Here is a 16,357-nt window from a genome sequence, read left to right as displayed (position 1 = left end):
GCTCTGCTCGCTTTGGGTTACGCCGACGAAGCGGACACCAAAAAGCCGCCCACTTCTTACCTAGATTAGTTTCAAGGTAAGAAGTGGGCGGCTTTTAGTCTGAGATTAGAGGTTGTCCATAGCGTACTGGGCCTGTTCAGCAGTGAATTGTTCCCCGTATTCGCTGGTGAGCTGTTCGTAGAGGCGGTCGTCGCTCATGCTACTGAATTCCATGTACGACTGAGCTGATTCAAGTGCCTCAGCATTCCAGTCGGCCTCAACGTTATCGACGGCGTATTGGGCCTCTTCAGGAGTGAACTGTTCCCCGTATTCGCTGGTGAGCTGTTCGTAGAGACCTGCATAAGAAAATGCTGAGAATTCAAGGTAGCTTTCAGCACTTTCAAGCGCTTCAGCATTCCAATCAACTTCAAGATTGTCCATAGCGTACTGGGCAGCCTCTGCTGGGTACTTTCCACCGTACTCACTGGTCAGCTGGTCGTAGAGCCCCGCGTAAGAGAAAGACGAGAATTCAAGGTAGCTGCGGGCCTCTTTGAGGGCGTTGGTGTGCTGGCGGGGCACATCTGCTGCTGCGTTACTATCAGCTGCAGCAGACGTTGGTTCTACAGCGGAGCTGGTTTCTACTGTACCTGTTGAGGCTTGTGCCGCCGGTGGTGAGGTTTCTGCAGCCGCGCTGGGGCTTGTTGCTGATGCGCTGGGGGTTGTTGCAGCAGATACGGAGGCCTGAGCGTCCTGTATCATCTGTTCAAACTCGGGGTCATTTGCAAAGGTATTTGCCGCGAAAATAACAATTGCAATGATCGAGGCAATGGTGCCCACCACTGAAAGTGCGATAGCGATAATTGAGGTGATTTTTTCCTTCAACTTTTGGAAAAGGCCCACGATACCTGTTACGAAACCGGCAAAGAGTAGAAGCCATCCAAAGAGGGCTGTTACGGGGAAGAGGCCCAGCATAAAACCAAGGGCAGAAAGTGCCAGGGCAACGATGCCAACAATATTCTTGGGCTTTTTGCCGCCGGGTTGCTGGGGGTCACCTGCGGGTGTGCCATAGGTAGGAGCGCCGTAGGGCTGTTGGTAAGCCCCGCGGTTCTGCGAGGTGCCACTTTGGGAACCGTAAGAACCGTAGCTTTGAGTGTTGGGGGGATTATTTTCAGGGGTGGGAGTGTTACCGTTCTCAGTCATACAGGATATATTACAGCTCACATTCAATAAGTCTGAACGTTACCTGGGAATCGCGGCGCGCATCTGTGTGGCGGTTCACCGGTAGGCTCCCACATAAGAAAAAGAGCGTTAGAATATCTCAGGTCTATCAAGGAGCACCATGAATACAACCCACCCACGCAGGGTGAACCTCTACACCTGGATTATCTGCCTGGGCGGGTTCCTCTTCGGCTACGATACCGGCATTATCAACGGTGCTCTACCTTTCCTGCAGCAGGACTTCCATCTCTCACCGGCAGCCGAGGGCATTGCTACCTCAGCACTGACTCTGGGGGCTGCTTTCGGTGCTCTGGTAGCAGGTCAGCTAATTGACCGCTTTGGACGTCGCCGCGTCCTCCTCGCTCTAGCTGTCGTATTTGCTCTGGGATCGCTGGGGCTGGCGTCCGCCCATATTTTGTCGGTCTTTATCGTCTTTCGTGTCATCATTGGTCTGGCGGTCGGTGCGGCATCAGCAGTGGTACCCATCTACCTGGCAGAAATTTCGCCGGCTAACCGCCGCGGTTCAGTAGTGACCCGCAACCAGTTCATGATTGTTTTCGGTCAGCTGGCAGCCTACGTCACCAACGCCTTTATCGGCACTGCTTTTGCTCACGAGAGTTCCATTTGGCGAATCATGTTCGCCATCTCAATTGCCCCTGCGATCCTGCTTTTTGTGGGTATGCTCATCGTTCCGGAGTCCCCGCGCTACCGCAAGGACTCCACCGTGCAGCGCGGTGCCGTCCGTCAGCTGTGGCGGGATCCCGCACTGCGCTCCCTCCTGCTTGTTGCTGCTGCAATCGGTATTGTGCAGCAGGCAACTGGCGTCAACGCTCTCATGTACTACGGAACTCAGGTGCTGCGCGAAGCAGGCTTCTCTACAGATGCAGCTTTGACCGCCAATATCTCCAATGGTGTGCTCTCGGTAGTTGGTGCCGCCCTTGGTCTGTGGTTTGTTGGACGCTTCCCGCGCCGCACTGTGCTGACCATTGGTTTGGCTGGGACTACTGTCTCACTGGCAGCGCTGGCGGTCAGCTCCCAGCTGCTGGATGCATCCGCCCGCCCCTGGGCAACCCTCTTTATCTCTATTGTCTTCTTGGTCTTCCAGCAGGGTGCGGTATCGCCGGTGACCTGGGTGCTCATGAGCGAAATCTTCCCGGCCTCTGTGCGTGGTGCCGGTATGGGGGTGGCTACTTTTGTCTCCTGGATGGCTAACTTCGCGGTCTCTCTGACCTTCCCTCTGTTGCTCGCCAGTTTGGGGCTGGGCGCCACCTTCGCCCTCTTTGCAGTCATCGGCATCGGCTTGATTATCTTCACTCGCCTACGTGTCCCCGAAACCTCGGGTAAAGAAATGTAGCGACCGGGCGTCCAAGTTGCACCCGGTAGTCTTGGACCATGCTTACACCTGATCGCGGTATCGCTCCGCTTGCTCGTTCCCTTGCCGCTGACTTTGAGTTTGCCTTTGAGTATGACGCTCCAGAAATGATAGATGGGGTGGTGGTAGAGACTGCTGAGCTTGATAAGACCTATGTTGAGCTGACCGGCAGAATCTTTACCATCATTGTGAATATTGCCCATGTTGATGATGAGCGTGCCTACAGTTTCACCCTCTATGAGTCTGAGGATGACCCGCAGGCCACTGAGGAGGACGCCGCAGAGGAAACCGTGGTGTTGCAAGAAGCGGGTATCGCCACCCTGGAAGAGCTGGAGCAGCGGGTGCGCGATGTGCTGACTGACTCAGCTAACTACCTCACCGACCATGAAATCTACGACATCTCTGAAGTGGTGCGCGTAGTCGATGAAACCTACAGCCCCGAACAGCAGGCGCAGATTATCGCGCAGGCACAAGAGCGGTCCGGGGCATCGGCAGAGCAGGACGCCCGCGGTAGCTCTTTCTTCAAGTAAGCAGGGGTGGCTCAGCCTAGAGGTTGAGAGCTGGAAGATCATGAGTCATCCCTAGGTATGATTTTTGGGAATCTAGCGGTGAGAAGCTGAAATAGCGGGGGAGAGGCTCCCTATACTGAGGGATAAGACAGGGCTATTAGTCTCTCTCACCTCCCTATCATCGAAAGCGACCCCGATGCAGAACGACCCCAGCTTCGAACCAGCCGCTCCGGCACACCATCGCCCGGCGTCCCGGCGCTCCCGACCCGTGCGCCGTAAAAAGATGTCTACCCTCACCAAAACTTTGATGTGGGTGGGCTCTGGTCTCCTGGCACTCATACTCATCGGTGTCCTGTTGACGTCCTTGTTGAGGGGTGGGGAAGAGAGCGCCTCGGAAGTCCCCGCCACTGACTACCTCATTTTGACTAGCTCAGATGTAAGTAACCGTGTGAGAGTTGAGGGGCACGTCAGCCCCGGTACCGTAGAGTCAGTCACCACCTACCTCACTTCACCCATTAGTTCTGTCACCGTTGAACCTGGTGACCGCGTAGAACTGGGGCAGAACCTAGCGACGATTGACGCCTCAGCCCTGCAGGGTGAGCTGGATAGCCAGCGCACCACCCTGGACGGTCAGGTCACCTCAGCCCAGAGCGCCCTTACCGCCGCCCAGGGCGCTTATGACAACTACAGTGCCGGCATTAACAATGGCACTAACCCTGATATCCTTGCGGCTCAGGGAGCCCAGCGAACCGCCAATGAACAGCTCACCGTTGCCAACGACGACCTCTCCGCTCAGCGTGAGGCACTCGCTGCATCAGGCAACGACCCGGCTCTTGCCGCGGAGGTCCGCGCCGCAGAGAGTGCCCAGCGCATCGCAGCCGGAGCCAAGGCTGACGCTGACACCGGTATCACCACCGCTCGCAGTGCAGCCGATACTCAACTCGCTACTTTGGCGACCGAACTAGAAACCGCTCGTAGTGCCCTGACCACCGCCCAGACCACTCGTGACCAGGCCCTCGAGAAGCTACAGGACGATATCAACTCGGCAACCATTAGCTCACCCATCAACGGTGTGGTGATGAACGTGGCTAAGCCCGGCGCTCCTGCAACCGGCCCGGTGGTGACTATCGGTGATGACTCCAAGCTCACCATCACCACCAAGGTGCGTGAAGCAGATATCGCTTCCATCAAGGAAGGCAACAAGGTCACCTTTACCTCCGGCAGCACCGGCTCTAAGGAATACACCGGCACCGTTACCTCGGTGGCCTCCATCGCTGACTCCGTGCAGCAATCCGATTCAGAGGCAGCAGGCGCCCCCGCAGGGTCAAGTGACCCCACCTTCACCGTTGAAATCGAAGTAACCGGTGATCGCGAAGGCCTGCAGCTGGGTTCCAGCGTCAAAGCGCAGATTATCACCGCTGAAGAAGTCTCCACCCTCTCCCTCCCCCTGGACGCTGTCTACACTAATGACGCCGGCACCACAGCGGTGGTCGTGGCAGTACCCACCGACTCCGGCACCTACACCCTCGAAGAGCGCTCGGTTAAAACCGGTCTAGCCAATGACGTTGATATCGCGGTGACCGGCGGGGACGTGGCTGAGGGTGATATGGTGCTCACCCCCGGCGAGAAGTACCGTTCGCAGCTGGGCCAAAACGTCACCCTCGGCTCAGGAATGAGCTGGTAGCCCGTGACCAGCTACGAATACAACCCGCCCGGACAACCCGGCGCCTGGCTACCCGGCCAGTCGGGAGCTGATCCGACTTTGGCGCTCCCCGGCGCGGCATCCAACCGCCTGTTGGATATGCGCGGCATCGTCAAAAGTTTCAACGTGGGCACCGAAAGCCACATCACCATCCTTCCCGGCGTGAACTTTCACGTGGACCGCGGCGAATTCGTCTCGGTGGTAGGTGCCTCCGGCTCCGGCAAAACCACGCTCATGAACATCATCGGACTGCTAGACCGAGCCAACCAGGGCAGCTATACCTTTGACGGCGAAGACATCATGCAGCTCGACGATGACGATTTAGCCTTCTACCGCAGCCAAAACATCGGCTTCATCTTTCAGAGCTTCAACCTCATCGGCAGAATATCCGCCCTTAAAAACGTAGAGATGCCCATGATGTACGCCGGCATCAACGTCAAAGAACGCCGCGAACGTGCTGAGCACCTGCTAGAGCAGATGGGCATGGCTGACCGCATGATGCACAATCCCGTTCAGCTCTCGGGCGGACAGAAGCAGCGCGTGGCTATCGCCCGCGCGCTCGCCAACGACCCGCCGCTTTTGCTAGCCGATGAACCGACCGGTGCGCTGGACAGCCAGACCGGGCGCATGGTCATGGACCTCTTCCACCAGCTCAACCGCGAGCAGAATAAGACCATTGTCTTCATCACCCACAACTCCGAGCTAGCCGCCGAAACCACCCGCGTGGTGACCATGGTAGACGGCAGAATCGTGAGCGGTGAGGACGCCGCCACCCCCTACCTGGGGGCACCTGCCGCAGGGCCTGTGGCGACCTCGCCCACCAGCGTCCTTGCGCCCCCGGCAGCTACCCCGCAAGGAGGGGGACAGGCATGAACATCCGCGAATCAATCTCGCTAGCCTTCAGTAGCTTACGCACCAACAAGATGCGCTCTTTCCTCACCTTGCTCGGCATTATTGTGGGTATCTCCTCGGTAATTGCCATTCTTACTCTGGGCCATGCGCTCAAGATGCAGACCACCCAGTCCATCGTCAGTTCTGGCGCCAATGACCTCATGGTGCAGGTGACCGAGCGACCCAAGGAGGGAGAAGAGGATACATCAACCAGTAATGATCCCTATGCCGCCATGTACGGTGGGGGTGGAGCTGCCCCTGATGAAGCCTCAAAACTTGATGTCGATGATATTCAGCGCATCAAGGACGCTATGGGGGATAAAATCTCCGGTGTGCCGGTGGGTAGTGCCTACGGTGGTATGGGCGTGACCCTCTATAACGGGGAACGGAGCCAGTCAGCGAGTGTTTCCCCGGTGAACTTGGACTTCTTAGAGCTTGAGAAAGTCAATATCACCTACGGTCGCACCATGACCCAGACCGACATTGATCACCGCCGCCCGGTGATCTTGATTTCCGAATCCCAGATGCTCTCCCTCTTCGATAGCCCAGAGGACGCTATCGGTGGGGAGGTCGAGCTGGATGCTCAGGGTTCTAGCTCCAGCGCCGTGGTAGTGGGTGTCTTTGCCCCCAACACCTCTGGCGGTCTCTTACTCTCGTCCACCGACGATATTACCTACACGCCCTACACTAATAGCGGTGCGCTGGGTTATAAGGAGGAATCGTGGGCTAGCCTCACGGTGCGTCCGGCTGAAGGTCAGGACCTCGTGCAGGTTAAGTCCCAGCTGCAGGCTGTGCTGACGGGTATGTACCGATCCAATGAAAACTTCCATGCAGAAATCCAGGACTTCCAGGCATCCACGGACGCTTTTAACCAGGTTCTGGACGGTATCAGCGCGGCCATTTCGGCTATCGCTGGTATTTCCTTGCTGGTGGGTGGCATTGGCGTCATGAACATCATGCTGGTGACCGTCACCGAACGCACCCGAGAGATCGGTGTGCGCAAGGCACTGGGCGCTACTCGCGGGGCTATTCGTCTGCAGTTCGTGATTGAGGCCATGATAGTGTGCCTGGTGGGCGGGGTGATTGGTGTGCTCTTAGGGGGTGCCCTGGGTATGTTTGGGTCCACCTTCTTCAGTGAAATGACCTTCCCACCACTGAGCGCAGTATTACTGGCTTTGGGTTTCTCACTGGGTATCGGCCTCTTCTTTGGTTACTACCCCGCCAATAAGGCGGCAAAACTAGATCCCATTGACGCCCTGCGTCATGAGTGATCACTAGGGAACTCGCACCCCGAGGCGCCCCGTCTGTTTCCAGTCTAAGGTGGAGAGCAGACGGGGCGCTTTGTTCTATCAGGTCTTGGGGTAGGTGGAGCCAGTTATTATCACCCAGCTACTTTCCTTGCCTAGCGCAGACTCTCAGCAATTTTGAGGTGAATCAGGCTGGGTCCCTTGGTCTCTAGAGCCTGGGTGACCGTCTTTGCCAGGGTGTCCATGGTGGCGGTGAAAGCAGTGGCACCGAAACCCTCCGCCAGTTTCACCCAGTCAGGCTGCACCAGGTTGACGGCGACATCTGCGATGCCCCGGTCGCGCTCATTCTGGCGGATCTCGCCGTAGCCGCCGTTATCCACACAAATAATGGGTAGGTCGAGCTGCTGCTCCACCGCCGTCATCATCTCCTGGATGGCGAACATGAGTGCGCCGTCGCCGAGTAGGCAGACCACTGGACGCTCAGGGGCGGCAATCTTGGCGCCCACCGCGGCGGGCAGACCGTACCCCAGGGTGGCGTAGGTTGCCATGTAAAGCAGAGAATTGGGCTTGGGCGCCCGGTAGAAGGTGGTGGTGCCCATGTAGGTGACCTGGGAAGAGTCACCGGCGATGATGGTGTCTTCAGGCAGAACTTCCATAATCAGCTCGTTGAGTTGGGCTAGTTCAGGTGCAATGGCCCGCCCCTCATTATCTAGGGCGTCAAAGACTTCTTGCAGGTCTCGCTGTGTGCGCGATGCAGGGGTGACTCCCTGCTCTGACAGCGCTTTCAAGAGTTGCGGCACGATAGCTTTTGAGTTGCCCGGCAACTCAATATCCGGGGTGATGTTGGTGAGCATCTGGGAGCGTTCAATATCCACCCGGATGACCGGGCCTGCGGGGCGGATATCGCCTTCCCACAGCTCAGCTTCACCGATTTTTGAGCCGATAATCAGCATGGCATCGGCTTGCTGGCAGAAGGAGTGGGCGGCGGTGAGGCGCAGGTCTGCGCCCAGGGATAGGCGGTGCTTCTCTGGGATTGCGCCCTTACCGTTGATGGAGGTGAGCACAGGGGCTTCTAGCGTTTCTGCTAGGAGTAGCAGGTCATCGGTTGCAGCAAGGGAGCCGCCGCCGGCAATAATCACCGGGTTAGTGGACGCCGCTAGCATGCGGGCTGCCTCTTCAACGTCTTCGGCGGGTGCCGGTTGAGGTTTGCCCAGGGGGCGGGCAGCGAGGAGCGCCTCGTCCACCTCGACTTCGGCTTCCAAGATATTAAGGGGCACCTCGATGTGGATGGGGCGCGGACGGGCGTGCGCGAAGGAGCGGAAGGCATTGTGGATGATGTCCACCGCTTCTTCAGCCGAGTTCACGCGGCGGGAAAACTCAACAATGGAGTTGACCGCGCCGGTGGGGTTCTTGGTCTCGTGCAGGGCGCCGATATCTCGAAACTCGTGCCCGACCGGGCGGCCGGGGGAGAGGATAATCATGGGGCGAGATTCGGCGTAGGCGGTGGCTGCTCCCGAGAGGGAGTTGAGCAGGCCGGGCCCTGAGGTGGTGATGACCACGCCGGGTAGCCCGCGAGCCTGGGACCAGCCGTCGGCACCGTAAGAAGCACCCTGCTCATGGCGGGTAGTGACGGGCTTGATGCCCAGCTCCTCTAGATGGCGGTAGAACTCAAGGTTGTGGGTGCCGGGAATGCCAAAGACTGTGTCGATGCCGTAATTACGCAGGGTTGCCAGAATCGCGTAACCGGCGTTGCGGCGAGGCTCGGTGGTGCCTGCGCGCTGGGGAGAGTGTGCCAAGAGGGTGCCTTTCATCAGCAGTTGTCCGCTTTAGCATACGTGCTGGGCGCATAAATATTGCATATTTCCACCCCTGAAATGTTATGCAGACCACAGTATGTTTATGGGTTTGGTGCGGCCGGACGAAAATACCCGCTTTGTCTGGTCGGCACCCTCCACCGTGGGTATTTTCGAAACAAAACGGGTACTTTCAGCTAAGCGCTCGCTGGCTGGGTCTTACTGAGTGCTGGTGGCGTTGCTGCAGGCGGGCGTCCCAGGCGTTCATGACCTCAGACGAGGTGGGCTTGGTGAGTAGCGAGACCGCAACGTAAACCACCAGCGAGGACGCTAGGCCGTAGTAAATAGGCTCGTTAGCGAGCACTCCAAAAATGGGCATAGACGCTAGAGTCACCACTGAACCGACTAGCATGGATGCCGCTGCGCCCGCACCGGTGCCACGGCGCCAGAGCAGGCCGCCCAGAATAGCAACCATCAGACCGCCGACCAGAATGTCGTAGGCGATGGTCAGAGAGGTGACGGTATCGGTCAGGAAAATTGCCAGGACGGTAGCAACCAGGCCGAGAATCAGCAGGTAGATCCGGTCAGTTGCCAGGGTGGCGCCCGAATCTCCGCCTTCTTCTTCAAGGGCGGGCCTGCCGGTCAAGAAGGGGATAACGTCCACGCGAGCCACGGTGGCTGAGGTTACCGTGATCATGAGGGTGTAGCCCAGCATGACGATAGAGGAGACTTGAGTGGCGCGTACTCCGTACCGCAGGGAGAGCATCTGCGAGACCGTGTAAATTTTGAGCTTAGAAATGATGGGCGCAAAGATCAGCGACAGGAGCACCACGCCGGTGGCGATAGCTACAACCAGCCACATGCCTGACAGACCGTAGGTGTAGCCCAGGCCTACACCGCCTACGGTGGATGCCCCGCCTAGGACGACGGCGCTCATGGTGCCCGTGTACAGCAGGGGGCCCATGCGGCGTCCGGCGACACGGAAATCCTCTGCATTTTTGGCGCGGCGTTTACCCATGTAGCCACAGAAGATAAGGGCTACTAGGTAGAGCAGAATGATGGCAAGATTCACTGAAACTCCAGGGTGATTGTGTGCGTGCGGTCAGTCACAGTGTAAGGGATGGGAGGGGTGCGGAGCGAAATTTTTTGAAAAACTATTCACCATCATGGGTGCTCCAGGAGGGTTACAGTCGCCTGATTTAGTATAGGTTTCCGCTATTTTGCATATGTATCGAAGCCTGCATAGATAGTCATTAGGGCTGCAATAAAAACTTGTCAGTCACCGGGTTATAGTTGAGTGAAATCTCGTGGCAGCGCTCACATATGAGCGCGCTATCTAACTCTTTAAGGAGCACCATGGCAGAAGCATCCTTCTCAGCCAAACCCAACCGAGTCACCGCCACCGGCACAGACGGCACCGAACGGCTCGGGCCTGTTAACGCAGCCCAGGTGCCGCGCTGGGCAGGATCAGCAACCTTTGCTCGTCTGCCGCGCCTGGACGAGGTGGAAAAAGCGGATATCGTGGTGGCCGGTATGCCCTGGGACTCCGGTGTCTCTTACCGTCCCGGTGCCCGCTTCGGCGCCAACCATGTGCGTGAAGCCTCCCGTTTGCTCCGTCCCTTCAACCCTGCAGCCAATATCTCCCCCTTTGCAGAAGCCCAGGTGGCGGACGCCGGGGACATCGTGGGTAACCCCTTCAACATTGATGAAGCCCTGGAAATGCTCGAGGCTGGCGCCCATGAACTTACCGAGGACGGCACCACGCTGATCTCCATCGGCGGGGACCACACCATTGCTCTGGCTAACCTGCGCAACCTGCACAAGAAGCATGGAAAAATTGCCCTGCTGCACTTCGACGCCCACCTGGATACCTGGGACACCTACTTCGGTGCTGAGTACACTCACGGAACCCCCTTCCGCCGCGCCTTTGAAGAAGAACTGCTAGATACCGATGCCCTCTGCCATGTGGGCACCCGCGCCTCCCTCTACGGCACCGAGGATCTAGATGACGACGCCCGCTTCGGCTTCGGTATCGTCTCTTCAGCCGATGTTTACTACCTGGGTGTCACCAAGGTGGTTGAGCTGTTGCGCGCTCGCATTGGCGAGCGCCCGCTCTATGTTTCCATCGATATTGACGTGCTTGACCCTGCCCACGCACCGGGCACCGGCACTCCTGAGCCCGGCGGTATGACTAGCCGTGAGCTTCTGGAAATTCTGCGCGGTCTGCGCGGGCTTAACCTGGTGGGCTCTGAGGTGGTTGAGGTGTCTCCTCCCTACGACCATGCTGAGCTGACCGGTCTTGCGGGTGCCCACGTCGTCTACGAGCTGATCTCCCTGCATGCCGCTGGTGTAAACGCTCAGCCCACCTCACCTGCTTACGGTGAAGCCACGGTTACCTACGGTGAGAAGGCAGAGGGCTAGAACATGACAAAGATTGAGGAACTGCTGGCCAATGCCACCCCCGCCGAAGCGCGCATCATGAATCATTTTGCCGCCCGCGCTGAGGGCTTCCGTCCCTCGGCAGTGCGTGATGTTTTTGAGGTTGCTATGCGCCCCGGCATCATCTCCCTCGCCGGCGGTAACCCAGACCTTGACCTGCTACCCCTGGGTGAGCTGGGTGCCATGAGCGCCCGCATCATTGAAGACGAAGGTCTGGAGGTTCTGCAGTACGGTTCTGGTGCCGGGTTGGAAGAACTGGCACAGTTGGTCTGCGACTTTATGGGTTCTGAGGGTCTTAGCCCGCAGCTCGATGATATTCAGATGACTGCTGGCTCTCAGATGGGCCTGGACCTTGCCACAAAACTCTTCGTTAACCCCGGGGACGTCATCCTGGCAGAAGGCCCCACCTACACCGGCGCGTTGGGCGTCTTTGAGGGCTACCAGGCGGATGTACGCCAGGTCCCTTTGGATGCCGATGGGCTAGACCCCGTTGCAGTTGAGCAGGCGATCGCTGAGATTCGCGCTGAAGGTAAGAAGGTCAAGTTCCTCTACACCATCCCCAACTTTCAGAACCCCACCGGCATTACCCTCTCGGATCAGCGCCGCGCCGAGCTGGTGCGAGTCTGCCGGGAGGCTGACGTTCTGATTGTTGAGGATAATCCCTACGGTCAGCTGTCCTTTGATGGGCTCCGCCGCCGCTCGCTTTACTCTTATGACCCTGAGAATGTGCTCTATCTGGGGTCCTTCTCTAAGGTCTTTTCGCCGGGGGTGCGCGTGGGCTGGATGGTTGCACCTCTGCGGGTGCGCAAGTTCTTGCAGATTGCCGGTGAAGCGGTGACGATCTGCCCTTCGGTGCTGTCCCAACGCCTGGTGCTGGGCTTTATGCGTGAAGGGCTCTGGGAGCCGCATACCCGCCGGACTGCTGCCCTCTACCAGCAGCGTTGTCAGGCGGTTCTCGACGCGTGTGAGAAGTACATGCCAGAAGGCACTACCTGGACGGTGCCCGCCGGTGGCTTCTTCACCTGGCTCACCCTGCCTGAGGGTGGCAAGTTTGCAGATGCCGCCGACGCCCTGGCGCCGGCTATCGAAGCTGGCGTAGTCTTCATTCCCGGCTCAGCTTTCTATGAGCAGGTGGAGGTAGACGGCGCACTGGTCAACCCCGGCGCCAACCAGTTGCGCATTGCCTTCTCAGCGGTTGAACCCGAGGTGCTCACCGAGGGTGTCAAGCGCCTAAGTCAGGTGCTGGCAGCTTGATGCCTTCCCTTCGGCAAGAAGTTTCTCTTGCCGAAGGGTTATTCCTCTTCCCAATAATTGTTCAACAATGTGGCTAGATAGTGGCCTTCTTCCTGCGTGCGCCTGGCAGAATAGAAACCAGACCCAGATCCCGCTCAAGGAGGCCCCTATGACCCTGGCAGTAGACCTTAACTCAGACTCCGGCGAAGCCTACGGCTCCTGGAGCATGGGCGATGACGAAACCATGATGGGCATCGTCTCATCAGCCAACATCGCCTGCGGCTACCACGCCGGTGACCCCAGCGTCATGCGTGCAACCTGCACCGCTGCCGTCGCCCAGGGTGTAGCCATCGGCGCCCACGTTGCCTACCCGGATCTAGCGGGTTTTGGCCGCCGCTTCATGGATATGACCGCCACCGAACTCACTGACGCTGTCATCTACCAGATCGGTGCCCTGCAAGCAGTCGCCAGCATGACCGGCGGGCAGGTCACTTACTGCAAGCCCCACGGCGGGCTTTACAACGCCATCGTGCACCACGAGGCCCAGGCGCAGGCAGTTGCCACGGCGCTCGCAGAGCTTAACCGAGCGTCCGGCACCAACCTGTCGGTGCTCTGCCTGCCTAACAGTGAAATTGAACGCCGCGCCAAGGACGCTGGGGTGGAGGTTTTCTATGAAGCGTTTGCTGACCGTGGTTACACTCCGCAGGGCACGCTGCTGTCACGCCGCGAGACAGGTGCCGTCATTCATGATCCAGTGCAGGTAGCGGAGCGGGTGCTGCGCATGGTGGTGGACCGCGAGGTTATCGCCGTAGATGGCAACCGCGTGGCACTCGAAGCTGACAGTATTTGCGTGCACGGGGATACCCCCGGCGCTGTTGCTCTCGCCGGCGCTGTGCGTAGCAAACTTGAGGACACCGGGGTGCAGGTGCGCGCCTTCTCCAAAGGACTATAAGCTCCCTCAGCTCTTGATAAAAAAGTGGTACTTTCTGCCCGTGAGTGGCGGTTTATCACCACTTTTGGGCGGAAAGTACCACTGAAATTTGGTTGCTCTACAGATGCTGTTTCCTATGCTGAGCGCTCCATTTGCTCCAGAATAGAAGCATGATCTTTTTTGCGCACCGCGGGCTATCCGCCACCCACCCAGAGAACACCCTGGCCGCTTTTAACGCAGCCGTAGATGCCGGCTTCACCTGGTGTGAAACCGACGTTGACCTGGCTGCCTGTGGCACCCCCGTCCTGCTACATGACACTGACCTGGATCGCACCACCAATCTCTCCGGTAGCCTCTACGAGCACACCGCAGAGCAACTTGCATCGGCGGACGCCGGTTCCTGGTTTGCCCCCGAATATGCCGGTGAACCGGTGCCCACTCTGGCTCAGCTCATCGACCTCATGAACCAGCGTGGGCTAAATGCCAACATTGAACTGAAATCCAATGAGCAGGGCAGGGAACGTTCCCTACAGCTGGTAGACGCCGTCATCGAGCAGCTAGACCGTTTAGAACCGGGGCGCCAGGTGCTGGTCTCTTCTTTCAACCACCTGCTGCTAGCTGAACTCAAGCGCCGGGCACCTCGGTACCGAGTCGGCGCTCTCTTTACCCGCGAAATGCTGCAACCTGACTGGCTCTCGGTGCTAGAACTCATCAACGCAGACGCTGTGCACATCCACTCCGAAGGCCTCACCCGAGCCACCGTCCAGCAGCTTCGGGCCGCTGGCTACGACGTCAATGTGTGGACGGTCAACAGCCGTGCCCGCGCTAACGAACTGCGCAACTGGGGCGCCACCGGTGTCTTTACCGACTCTGCAGAAGTTGCCCGAATCTGAGCCCGTAAAGTGTGATGGTTAAATCTCAGGGCAATTTTTGCACCGCGTAGAACCCGCCAAAACACTGTAAAAATGCTGCCAGGATACCGCCTTTTGTAGTAGCTGAAAAGGGATGCAGTAAACCTAAAAAATACACCCGTAAAACGTGGCGGTAACCTGCTCGTTGTAGACTGGTATTCCATGGTAAATGCAATTGGTTTTGACCGTGAGAAATACATCGAGATGCAGTCTCGACACATCCAGGAGCGCCGCGAAGAAATCGGCGGCAAGCTCTATCTTGAAATGGGTGGCAAGCTTTTTGACGACATGCACGCATCCCGTGTGCTGCCTGGCTTCACCCCCGACAACAAAATCGCCATGCTTGAGCAGATTCGCGATGAGGTCGAGATTCTAGTCTGCCTGAATGCCAAAGACCTTCAGCGCAACAAAATCCGTGCCGATCTGGGTATCACCTATGAAGACGATGTGCTGCGCCTCGTGGACGTTTTCCGTGACCGCGGTTTTTTGGTTGAGCACGTGGTCATCACCCAGATGGAAGACGAGAACAGCAAGGCCGCAGAGTTCAAGGATCGCCTGGAGCGTCTGGGGCTGAAAGTCTCCCGCCACCACGTTATTCCCGGTTATCCTGCTAACACCGACTTAATTGTGTCTGAGGATGGTCTGGGCCGCAACGAGTTCGCCGAAACCACCCGCAACCTGGTGGTTGTCACCGCTCCCGGCCCCGGCTCAGGCAAGCTAGCTACTGCGCTGTCGCAGGTTTACCATGAGAACAAGCGCGGCGTGAAGGCCGGCTACGCCAAGTTCGAGACCTTCCCCATCTGGAACCTGCCCCTGGAACACCCCGTCAACCTGGCTTACGAAGCGGCCACCGTTGACCTCGATGATGCCAATGTCATCGACCACTTCCACCTGACTGCTTATGGGGAGTCCACCGTCAACTACAACCGCGACGTTGAGGCCTTCCCACTGCTCAAGGTTCTGCTGGAAAAAATGACCGGCACCACACCCTACCAATCACCCACTGACATGGGCGTAAACATGGCTGGTAACTGCATCACCGATGACGCCGCCTGCCGCTACGCCTCCGAGCAGGAGATCATCCGCCGCTACTTTAAGGCGCTGGTGGACGAGGCTCGCGACGGCTTGAACTCCACCCAGTCAGACCGCGCCGCCGTGGTGATGGCAAAGGCCAACCTAAAGGCCACCGACCGTCCCGTGGTTGAACCTGCGCGCGCGCGTGCTGAGTCAACCAACGCCCCCGCCGCCGCAATTGAGCTGGCCGATGGCACCATCGTGACCGGTAAGACCACCGACCTGCTAGGCTGCTCTGCCGTTGCCCTGCTGAACGCTCTCAAGCACCTGGCTGGCCTGGATGACGCTAAGCACCTGCTGTCTGATAAGTCCATTAAGCCTATTCAGGATCTCAAGACCCTGCATTTGGGTAGCGTGAACCCCCGCCTGCACACCGACGAGGTGCTGATTGCCCTCTCAACCTCGGCTGCCCACGATGAGGACGCCCGTCTAGCGCTTGAGCAGGTCAAAAACCTGCGCGGCGCGGACGTGCACACCACCACCATCCTGGGTTCAGTGGATGAGGGAGTCTTCCGTGCCCTGGGCATGCTGGTTACCTCTGACCCCAAGTTCCAGAAGAAGGCGCTCTACCAGAAGCGCTAGCCTCAAGGAGCTTTCTTAAATGTAAAGGCTGCCACCGGTTGATTCCGGTGGTAGCCTTTTAGCTCTTGAAGGTGGCGTCGTCCACGGGTTCACCCCAGTTAACGAATTCACCCTTGTCATTGAAGGGGGTCACGGCGATGTGGGTCATGGGTCCATCGCTGGTGGCGCCGTGCCAGTGGTTGATGCCGGGTTCGAAGAAGAAGGCTTCGCCGGGGGTCAGTAGTTTGGGTTCTTCGCCTTGGAGCTGGTAGACGCAGGTGCCCGAGGTGACCACGATGAGCTGGCCAACGTCGTGGGTGTGCCAGTTGGTGCGGGCTTCGGCTTCGAAGGTCACTGCGAGGGACTGGAGCTCCTTGCTGGGGGCCAGCGGGTGCATGTAGGCCTGGCCGGTAAAGGAGCCGACGGGAGCGGGCTTGCCGAGGGGAAAGAGTGAATCGGTCATGGTTACCTCCTGGGGTGATGGGTTTCCCTTCTAA

14 protein-coding genes are annotated in these 16,357 nt (G+C 58.3%); 10 read left to right on the top strand and 4 right to left on the bottom strand.

The window, feature by feature from the left end; genetic code table 11:
* Positions 1–105: 105 nt before the first annotated feature.
* A complete protein-coding gene (locus ABD982_RS08710) occupies positions 106–1,179 on the bottom strand; it encodes an Ltp family lipoprotein (protein ID WP_345446505.1) in 1,074 nt (357 codons plus the stop codon).
* 139 nt (positions 1,180–1,318) lie between these two features.
* Here ABD982_RS08710 and ABD982_RS08705 point away from each other — a divergent pair, with 139 nt between their 5' ends.
* The 5 genes from ABD982_RS08705 (at position 1,319) to ABD982_RS08685 (ending at position 6,942) form a co-directional block, all read left to right on the top strand.
* Positions 1,319–2,551: an MFS transporter gene (locus tag ABD982_RS08705; RefSeq protein ID WP_345446503.1), complete on the top strand. Its 1,233-nt coding sequence runs from the start codon at positions 1,319–1,321 to the stop codon at positions 2,549–2,551.
* A gap of 38 nt (positions 2,552–2,589) precedes the next feature.
* Positions 2,590–3,099, top strand: a complete 510-nt coding sequence (locus ABD982_RS08700) for a hypothetical protein (RefSeq protein WP_345446501.1) — start codon at positions 2,590–2,592, stop codon at positions 3,097–3,099.
* Between the two features lie 175 nt (positions 3,100–3,274).
* Positions 3,275–4,762 (top strand): efflux RND transporter periplasmic adaptor subunit, encoded by a 1,488-nt coding sequence (locus tag ABD982_RS08695; RefSeq protein WP_345446500.1) that lies wholly within the window; start codon positions 3,275–3,277, stop codon positions 4,760–4,762.
* Positions 4,763–4,765: 3 nt separating this feature from the next.
* Positions 4,766–5,653, top strand: coding sequence for an ABC transporter ATP-binding protein (locus ABD982_RS08690; protein ID WP_345446499.1), 888 nt, complete (start codon positions 4,766–4,768; stop codon positions 5,651–5,653).
* Positions 5,650–6,942: an ABC transporter permease gene (locus tag ABD982_RS08685; protein ID WP_345446498.1), complete on the top strand. Its 1,293-nt coding sequence runs from the start codon at positions 5,650–5,652 to the stop codon at positions 6,940–6,942. Before ABD982_RS08690 ends, ABD982_RS08685 begins: the two co-directional genes overlap by 4 nt.
* A gap of 131 nt (positions 6,943–7,073) precedes the next feature.
* Here the strand turns inward: ABD982_RS08685 and ABD982_RS08680 are convergent, their stop codons facing one another.
* Together ABD982_RS08680 and ABD982_RS08675 are read right to left on the bottom strand one after the other, a co-directional pair.
* Positions 7,074–8,714, bottom strand: a complete 1,641-nt coding sequence (locus ABD982_RS08680) for a thiamine pyrophosphate-binding protein (protein ID WP_345446497.1) — start codon at positions 8,712–8,714, stop codon at positions 7,074–7,076.
* A 190-nt stretch (positions 8,715–8,904) separates the two neighbouring features.
* A complete protein-coding gene (locus ABD982_RS08675) occupies positions 8,905–9,729 on the bottom strand; it encodes a sodium:solute symporter family transporter (protein ID WP_345446527.1) in 825 nt (274 codons plus the stop codon).
* 338 nt (positions 9,730–10,067) lie between these two features.
* On the opposite strand from ABD982_RS08675, the gene speB reads away from it, so the two are divergent.
* The 5 genes from speB to ABD982_RS08650 all read left to right on the top strand — a co-directional run bounded on the left by speB (position 10,068) and on the right by ABD982_RS08650 (position 15,881).
* Complete coding sequence (gene speB, locus ABD982_RS08670; RefSeq protein WP_251380356.1) at positions 10,068–11,132, top strand: agmatinase; 1,065 nt, start codon at positions 10,068–10,070, stop codon at positions 11,130–11,132.
* A gap of 3 nt (positions 11,133–11,135) precedes the next feature.
* Positions 11,136–12,404, top strand: a complete 1,269-nt coding sequence (locus tag ABD982_RS08665; protein ID WP_345446496.1) for an aminotransferase-like domain-containing protein — start codon at positions 11,136–11,138, stop codon at positions 12,402–12,404.
* Positions 12,405–12,552: 148 nt separating this feature from the next.
* Positions 12,553–13,335 carry a LamB/YcsF family protein gene (locus ABD982_RS08660; RefSeq protein ID WP_345446494.1) on the top strand — a complete coding sequence of 261 codons (783 nt, stop codon included), beginning with the start codon at positions 12,553–12,555 and terminating at the stop codon, positions 13,333–13,335.
* Between the two features lie 149 nt (positions 13,336–13,484).
* Positions 13,485–14,207 carry a glycerophosphodiester phosphodiesterase family protein gene (locus tag ABD982_RS08655; RefSeq protein ID WP_345446493.1) on the top strand — a complete coding sequence of 241 codons (723 nt, stop codon included), beginning with the start codon at positions 13,485–13,487 and terminating at the stop codon, positions 14,205–14,207.
* A gap of 180 nt (positions 14,208–14,387) precedes the next feature.
* Positions 14,388–15,881, top strand: coding sequence for a DUF1846 domain-containing protein (locus tag ABD982_RS08650; protein ID WP_345446492.1), 1,494 nt, complete (start codon positions 14,388–14,390; stop codon positions 15,879–15,881).
* Between the two features lie 58 nt (positions 15,882–15,939).
* Here ABD982_RS08650 and ABD982_RS08645 read toward each other — a convergent pair whose 3' ends face one another.
* Entirely contained in the window at positions 15,940–16,323 is a 384-nt protein-coding gene (locus ABD982_RS08645; protein ID WP_345446491.1) for a cupin domain-containing protein, read from the bottom strand.
* Between the last annotated feature and the right edge of the window lie 34 nt (positions 16,324–16,357).

This window comes from Rothia endophytica, from assembly GCF_039543885.1.
Lineage (GTDB): Bacteria > Actinomycetota > Actinomycetes > Actinomycetales > Micrococcaceae > Rothia > Rothia endophytica.
Note: the sequence above shows the minus strand (reverse complement) of the source record. Positions and strands in the feature narration are given on the sequence as shown.

Coding starts and splice junctions, on each gene's coding strand:
- ABD982_RS08665 (WP_345446496.1), top strand. CDS start 11,136: ATGACAAAGATTGAGGAACTGCTGGCCAATGCCACCCCCGCCGAAGCG.
- ABD982_RS08645 (WP_345446491.1), bottom strand. CDS start 16,323: ATGACCGATTCACTCTTTCCCCTCGGCAAGCCCGCTCCCGTCGGCTCC.
- ABD982_RS08705 (WP_345446503.1), top strand. CDS start 1,319: ATGAATACAACCCACCCACGCAGGGTGAACCTCTACACCTGGATTATC.
- ABD982_RS08685 (WP_345446498.1), top strand. CDS start 5,650: ATGAACATCCGCGAATCAATCTCGCTAGCCTTCAGTAGCTTACGCACC.
- speB (WP_251380356.1), top strand. CDS start 10,068: ATGGCAGAAGCATCCTTCTCAGCCAAACCCAACCGAGTCACCGCCACC.
- ABD982_RS08675 (WP_345446527.1), bottom strand. CDS start 9,729: ATGGGTAAACGCCGCGCCAAAAATGCAGAGGATTTCCGTGTCGCCGGA.
- ABD982_RS08710 (WP_345446505.1), bottom strand. CDS start 1,179: ATGACTGAGAACGGTAACACTCCCACCCCTGAAAATAATCCCCCCAAC.
- ABD982_RS08655 (WP_345446493.1), top strand. CDS start 13,485: ATGATCTTTTTTGCGCACCGCGGGCTATCCGCCACCCACCCAGAGAAC.
- ABD982_RS08650 (WP_345446492.1), top strand. CDS start 14,388: ATGGTAAATGCAATTGGTTTTGACCGTGAGAAATACATCGAGATGCAG.
- ABD982_RS08660 (WP_345446494.1), top strand. CDS start 12,553: ATGACCCTGGCAGTAGACCTTAACTCAGACTCCGGCGAAGCCTACGGC.
- ABD982_RS08700 (WP_345446501.1), top strand. CDS start 2,590: ATGCTTACACCTGATCGCGGTATCGCTCCGCTTGCTCGTTCCCTTGCC.
- ABD982_RS08695 (WP_345446500.1), top strand. CDS start 3,275: ATGCAGAACGACCCCAGCTTCGAACCAGCCGCTCCGGCACACCATCGC.